Source organism: Kitasatospora sp. NPDC028055 (genome assembly GCF_040637885.1).
GTDB lineage: Bacteria > Actinomycetota > Actinomycetes > Streptomycetales > Streptomycetaceae > Kitasatospora.
Genome location: NZ_JBEZXE010000096.1, coordinates 1 through 6,938, shown reverse-complemented (window position 1 = coordinate 6,938; position 6,938 = coordinate 1). Strand labels below are relative to the sequence as shown.

General features: G+C 75.4%; 5 protein-coding genes. 3 read left to right on the top strand and 2 right to left on the bottom strand.

The genetic code is table 11. The annotated features are described in order from the left end of the window. Positions 1 to 255: 255 nt before the first annotated feature. Positions 256 to 504: a hypothetical protein gene (locus AB0F71_RS39520; RefSeq protein WP_360246066.1), complete on the bottom strand. Its 249-nt coding sequence runs from the start codon at positions 502 to 504 to the stop codon at positions 256 to 258. A 531-nt stretch (positions 505 to 1,035) separates the two neighbouring features. Here AB0F71_RS39520 and AB0F71_RS39515 point away from each other — a divergent pair. From AB0F71_RS39515 to AB0F71_RS39505, 3 genes are all read left to right on the top strand, one after another. Beyond that, on the top strand, positions 1,036 to 3,285 hold the full coding sequence (locus tag AB0F71_RS39515) for a hypothetical protein (protein WP_360246063.1): 2,250 nt from the start codon (positions 1,036 to 1,038) through the stop codon (positions 3,283 to 3,285). Between the two features lie 332 nt (positions 3,286 to 3,617). Further along, on the top strand, positions 3,618 to 3,989 hold the full coding sequence (locus AB0F71_RS39510; RefSeq protein ID WP_360246060.1) for a hypothetical protein: 372 nt from the start codon (positions 3,618 to 3,620) through the stop codon (positions 3,987 to 3,989). Positions 3,990 to 4,117: 128 nt separating this feature from the next. After that, entirely contained in the window at positions 4,118 to 4,741 is a 624-nt protein-coding gene (locus AB0F71_RS39505) for a sigma-70 family RNA polymerase sigma factor (RefSeq protein ID WP_360246057.1), read from the top strand. A gap of 22 nt (positions 4,742 to 4,763) precedes the next feature. Here AB0F71_RS39505 and AB0F71_RS39500 read toward each other — a convergent pair. Continuing rightward, a partial coding sequence (locus tag AB0F71_RS39500; protein ID WP_360246054.1) for an NB-ARC domain-containing protein occupies positions 4,764 to 6,938 on the bottom strand: 2,175 nt, incomplete at its 5' end.

Below are 6,938 nucleotides of genomic sequence, written 5' to 3'. Positions count from 1 at the left end.
CGACGTGCTTTGGGCGATGCTGCGAGACAACAGGCTGTTCACCTCCGCTCCGCCGGTCACGCAGACGGCTTGACACGGTCATTGAGATTCTCCGGAGGTCGCGCACGGCGCCGTCACGCACCGTGTCGGGACCGTGTCTACCGGTGCCCGATCCGGAAGGGCAAAATCACCGGCGCGGCCCGCCGGGTGCCGGCGCACGACGGCCGTCCCGCGCCCTCTCGGGGGAGTGCGGGACGGCCGTCGGCGCCGCTCGCCTCAGCGGCCGGGGCGCCAACCGGCTTCGAGCGCCCTGCTCCCGTCCGGGCGGGTGACGGTGTGCCAGTGGGCGTGCAGCCCGCCGGCGGGGCGGTCGGTCGAGCGCGGCGCGCCCATCGCGCCCAGCACGGGGCTGTCCAGGGGGCTGGCGGCCAGCCGCTCCAGCACCTGGGAGAACGCGGCGCGCAGCCCCTGACCCCGGCGGCGGACGTCGGGCACGACGGAATGGAACGCAGCGACCACGGACATGCGACTCACCTCCGGAAGGACCTGCGGAACGTGCAGGTACGTCCCCCAGCTTGCGTTGCTCCGGCCCCGCGCCCGGCCGGATTGACGCACTGCTGACGCGTCGCTGACGGGCCCCTGACGGCCGCGCCGTTCCGGGGTTCGTACCCGATGGGCGGCGGCCTGTCGGGCCGGGGCCGCGCCGGGCCTACGCGCGGGCCCCGGAATTGACCTGACCGGTATTCCGGGGGTGGTGGGGAAAATCCCGGGGGCGCACTCGGAGAGGAAATTGTCAGGCGCCCGCCAGAACCGGTGGATCCGGGCTCGGCCAAGGGCTCCGGGAGGGGGAGTCGCTGGTCACGGCCGTGCGGTCGGAATCGTCAAATTTCGTCCACGTGCCCGGCATTGAGGCGGGGTCGGCGCCGCCGCGGGCTTTCCCAGCAATTCCCCAGCCCTTGGCAAACCTTGTTCCCAGGCTGCTGCGCCGGGCCCTTCCGGACCGGCATGATCGGCTGACATGAGCCGACTCCCCGCAATACCGCAGGGGGCTTTCGCGTGAGAGCCTTCCGCTTCCTCCCCGCCGTCGCACTGGCCGTCGCCACCGCGGTGATCGGGCTGGCCACCGTCGTCCCGGCCGCCGCCACCAGCTCGCGGGTGGACCTGAACGTCCTGGTGGTCACCGACGGCAACCCCTGGGTCGAGGGCATCCGGCAGCAGTTGGCCGCCGAGGGCGTGCCCACCACCGTCATCGACCTGACCAGCGGCAGCCGGGCCACGATCACCGCCGGCTTCCTCGCCGACACCCTCGCCGACGGCACCCCGCACGGCCACTTCGAGGGCGTGGTGCTGCCCAACGACGCGCCGACCCAGCTCTCCGCGGCCGAACTGGGCACGCTGACCGGGTACGAGCGGACCTACCAGGTCCGCCAGGTGGACGCCTACGTCTGGCCCGGCGCCAACACCGGCCTGACCGCGCCGGCCTGGTCCGGCTCGCTGGACGCCACCACCGCCACCGCGACCGCCGCCGCCCGCGGCGACGCCTTCCGCTACCTGAACGGCCCGGTCACCTTCGAGGGCACCGCCGGCGGCAGCGGATCGTACGGCTACCTGCCGACCCCGCTGCCCGACGACCCGGCCACCGGCTCGCACTTCGAGCCGTACCTGACCGAGACCGTCCCCGGCACCGGCACCCAGGGCACCCTCGCCGGGGTCTACACCTCCGGCGGCCGCCAGCAGTTGGTGCTCACCTTCGCCTACAACTACTACCAGCAGCAGTTCCGGCTGCTCGCGCACGGCATCGTGGACTGGGTCACCAAGGGCGTGCACCTCGGCTACTGGCGCAACTACTTCTCCGCCCACATCGACGACCTCTTCAACGCCAACTCCCGGTGGAGCCAGGTCGGCAACTGCACCCCGGGCGAGGGCGACTGCGTCGGCAGCGTCCCGGCGACCGCGCCGATCCGGATGACGCCCGCGGACGTCACCGCCACCGTCGCCTGGGAGCAGCAGAACGGCTACACCCTGGACTTCCTGTTCAACGGCGGCCCCAGCCTGGACTACGCGGACGCCAACGGCGGCACCGACCCGCTGACCACCGCCCTGCTGGCGAACAAGAACAGCTTCATGTGGCTCAACCACACCTACCAGCACCCGTTCCTGGGCTGCGTGCAGAACTTCACCGTGATCCCGTGGAAGTGCCAGACCGACTCGACGGGCGCGGTCCAGTACGTCGACCAGGCGACCGTCGACAGCCAGATCCGGCAGAACATCCAGTTCGGCCAGGCCAACGGGCTGCCGTTCCGGCCGGGCGAGCTGGTCGCCGGTGAGCACTCCGGCACCGTGATGCTGCCGCAGCAGTCCGCCGACAACCCGAACTTCCTCGCCGCGCTCAGCCGGAACAACATCCAGTGGCTCGGCGTGGACGCCTCCCGGGAGACCGGCGAGCGGCAGATCGCCTCGGCGCTCGGCGTGCCCCGGCACCCGGTCAACGTCTTCTACAACGTCTCCACCCAGTCCGACGAGGTGAGCGAGTACAACTGGCTCTACACCTCGAAGGCCAACGGCGGCAGCGGCAACTGCGAGGCCAACCCGACCACCACGACCTGCATCACGCCGCTCGACCTGAACAGCGGCTGGGCGGGCTACGTGCTGCCGCTGCAGGTGAGGATCACCCTCGGGTACGTGCTGAGCAACGACCCGCGGCCGTTCTTCATGCACCAGTCGAACCTGACCGACGACCGGCTCGCCCTGCAGACCCTGACGGCCATCCTGTCCACCTACCGCGGTTGGTACTCGGCCGACACCCCGCTGGTCAACCAGACCCTCACCGACGCCGGCACCACCCTCCAGCAGCAGACCGCCTGGCAGCAGACCCGTACCGCGGGCACCGTCGGGGGCTACGTCCAGGGCGGCGTGGTCACCGTCCAGGGCCCGGCCGGCACCGCCGTCCCGGTCACCGTGCCCACCGGCACCACCGTGAGCGGCGGCGCCGCCTTCGGCAGCGCCTACGCCGGCGAGCAGTCCGGGTACACCACGCTCGGCACCGCGCCGACCACGCTCACCGTGTCCAGCGCCCTCTTCGGGACCGCCACCAGTGGTGCGAGTCCGAGCGCCGGGCTCGCGCTCGCCTCGTACTCGACCGGCTCGCCGCACCAGGTGCGCCGCAACGGCACCGCCGTCACCGTCACCGACCCGTTCGGCACCCACGTGCTGCCCAGGCTCGCCGGCAGGCCCGAGGAGGAGCTGCACGTCGGCGGCACCCACCACCACCCGTACCAGATCTCGGTGGCGCCGCCGAAGAAGTGACGTCCCACCCGGTACCGGCGGCCGGCCGGGGGCAGCCGCCCCTGGTCGGCCGCGCCGCTGCCCGGTGGCGGAGCCGGGGCCTGGCCCGCGGTTTTCTCATCACCGACCGGCACAATGCGATCCGGCCCGACCGGGCCGGGCGACGGACGGACCGGCGGACGGAACGGCGGACGGGACCGACGGACCGACGGACGGGACCGACGGACCGACGGACGGACCGGCGGCTTCGGGCCGTGACCGTACCGACCGGTACGGTCGGTGGGCTACGGCTGAACCCCGACCGGGGCGGGCGCCGTTGAGCGGGACGGAACGGGACGGGGGAGGAACGCCGGATGGAAGCGGACGGGCCGGAGGTGCGGGAGTACATCGCGGCCCTGGTGCAGATGGGCGCACCGGTGCTGCCGGGGCCGTCCGGCCTGGCGGTGCCGGCCTGCGGCGCGGCCGAGGTGACGGCCGTCGCCCGGCGGCTGGCGCTGGGGGTGCTGCCGGAGCGGCAGCGGCGCGTGGAGCCCACCCCGGGGCTGCTGGGCCTGGCCCGGGCGCTGGTGGTGGACGAGCACCCCTCCGCACCGGGGTGGACGGTGGCCGAGCGGGAGCGGCTGGCCGGCTGGGTCGCGGTGCTGATCGAGCACCGGGGCGAGGACGGGGTGCAGGACCTGGTGGAGGCGCTCAACGACGGCCCGGCGGCACCCGGCACGGACTGAGCCCGGTCCGGGCGTTGGCGGATCGTTGGCAGGTCCTTGGCGGCGCCCGGCAGGCTGCTGTCTGCCGCCACGGGGGATGTCCGGCGGAAGCCCTGCCATGTGCCCTTGCCCGACCTGAGAGGTAGCGCGTGTCGAAGCAGTCCGTCGCTCCGTCCACGTCCGTCGCCCAGCCGCCCGCGGGCCCCCCTGCCGACCCCGTCGCGGCGGCGGAGCCGGCCCCGGTCCGACGGACCCTCGACCCCGACACCCTGGCCGAGATCCACCGGCTGCACGGCGGCTACCTGTTGCGCGCCCTGCTGCGCAACACCGGTGGCGACCGCGGCAAGGCCGAGGACATCCTCCAGGAGACCCTGCTGCGTGCCTGGCAGCACCCGGAGGCCCTGGCCGCCGGCCCGGAGCACAGCCGCCCCTGGCTGTTCACCGTCGCCCGCCGGATCGCGATCGACCACTACCGGATGGCCGCCGCCCGGGCCCAGGAGGCCCTCGGCGAGCCGGTGGAGGACCGCCCGCTCGCCGAGGACCCGTACGAGCAGGTGGTGGTCGCCCGGGACATCGCGCTGGCGCTGCGGCGGGTGCAGAAGCACCACCGCGAGGTGCTGGTCGAGCTGCACCTCAAGGACCGCTCGGTGCTGGAGGCCTCGGCGAACCTGGGGGTGCCGCCGGGGACGGTCAAGTCCCGCAACTTCTACGCCGTCCGGGCCCTGCGGCCGGTGCTGGCGGCCGAGCACGGGTACGCGCCGGCCACCGGCTGAACCCCGCCACCGACCCCCGTGGTCAGTCCTTCCGGGCGACCGGACCGTGCACGGCGGTCCGGTCGCCGCCGGGCGTGTCGCCCGGTGGCTCGCCGGGCGTGCCCCCGGCCTCCGGCCCGTCCCCGGCGCGCAGGCTGAGCGAGGCCTCCAGACCGGCCGTGAACTCGCTGCGGTGCCCGGCCAGCCGGTCGTGCCGGCGGAAGCGCTCCAGCGCCGAGGCCAGCCGCTGCCGCACCTGCGGCGCGCGGCCCCGGGCCATCAGGTGGGCCGCGTAGGACTGTTCGGTGACCGCGTGGAGGTAGAGCAGGCCCGCCTCCTCGCAGGCGGCCAGCAGCCGGTGCCAGGCGAGGTCCGCGGCGTGCTCCCGGACGGTCGGCGGCAGGGCCTGCGCCTCGGTCAGCAGCGACCACAGGTGCACCTGGGTGACCGGACGGGGCGGCAGCAGCTCCCTGGCCTCCCGGGACAGCCGCTCGGCGGCCGTCGGATCGCCGGTCGCCAGGCTCACCCAGCCCTGGTGGACCAGGGCGTCGACCAGCCGCTTCCGGTCACCCGACCGGACGGCGAGCGCGGTCGCCTCCGCCGCCAGCCGCTGCGCCCCGGCGGAGTCCCCCAGCATCGCGGTGACCAGGGCCAGCGTGGCCTGGGCCCGCACCCGCGCCGAGGCGGCGGCCGGCCCCTCGAGGGACTCGACGGCCGCCACCGCGCGCCGGGCCGCCTCGGCCGACTCGTGCCGGCGCTCCAGGGCGACCAGCGCCTGGGCCCGGCAGTTGTGCAGGAACGCCACCGCGACCGGGTCGGCGCAGCGCTCCGCCGCAGCCAGGCCGACCTCGGCGCGGGCCAGCCAGTCGGTGAAGCGGCTGGCGCCGTAGTAGAGCGAACCGGTGGTCAGGGCGAGCCGCCAGGCCCGGTCGGGGTCGCTGACGGCGGCCTCGTCGATCAGCGCCCGGAGCACCGGCTCCTCGGCGCGGAACCAGTCCAGCGCGGTGCGGATGTCCACCGCGGGCGGGACGGCCTGCGGGGTCCGGGCGGGCGCCCCGGCCTCCTCCTGGCCGGGGTCGAGGTAGCTGCCGCAGTGCTGCAGCGCGGCCCGGTAGTGGTCCAGCAGCCGGGCCCGGGCCTGCTCCCGGAGCTGCCCGGGCTGTTCGGCCAGCAGCTGGACGCCGAACAGCCGGACCAGCTCGGTGCGGTGGTAGCGGCCCGGGGCGGTGCCGGTGAGCAGGTGGCGGGAGGCCAGCTCGGCGAGCGCCCGGTGGGCGGCCGCAGGGTCGGTGTCGAGCAGGGCGGCGGCGGCCTGGCCGTCCACCTCCGGGCCCGGGTGGACGGCCAGCAGGGCCAGCAACCGGGCTGCCAACGGCGGCAGTTGGCGGTGGGTGAGGAGCAGCTGCCGGCGCAGGCCGGTGCGCTCGTCCAGCTCCAGGGCGGCCAGCCGGCCCTCCTCGTCGGCGAGGTCGGCGGCCAGCGCGGCGACCGTCCAGTCCGGGTGGGCGGCCAGCCGCGCGGCGACGATCCGCAGGGCGAGCGGCAGGCCCTCGCAGAGCCGGACGAGTTCGGCGGCGGCCGCCGGCTCGGGGCGCAGCCGGCCCGGCGTCAGCAGGTGCTCCAGCAGGGCCAGGGCGTCGTCCTCGGGCAGCGCGGTCAGCCGCAGCAGGGCGGCGTCGTCGGTGGCGACCAGCTTCTCCAGGGAGCAGCGCGCGGAGACCACGGCGGCGCAGCCCGGCCCCTCGGGCAGCAGGTCGGCGAGCTGGTCGGCGTCGGCGGCGTCGTCCAGGACGACCAGCAGCCGGCGGCCCCGGGTGCGCTCGCGGTAGAGCGCCACCCGGCCGGCCCGGGTGGCCGGGACGGCGCACTCCGGGACGCCGAGGGCGCGCAGGAAGCGGCCGAGGACGGCGCCGGGGTCGGCCGGACCGGCCGGGTCGAGGCCGCGCAGGTCCGCGTACAGCCGGCCGTCCGGGAAGCGGTCGGCGGCCCGGTGGGCCCAGGCGGTGACCAGGGCGCTCTTGCCGGTCCCGGCGGGGCCCACCACCAGGGCCGGCCCGTCGGTGGCCCGGTCGGGGGCGCAGGCGCGGTCCAGCCAGCGGAACTCGGCGGTGCGGCCGATCAGTTCCACCCGCAGTCCGGGCAACTGCTGGGGGACCGTCAGGACCGGTTCGGCGGGCGTCCCGGTGCCGGGAGCGGCCCCGCCGGCCGCCCCCGGCAC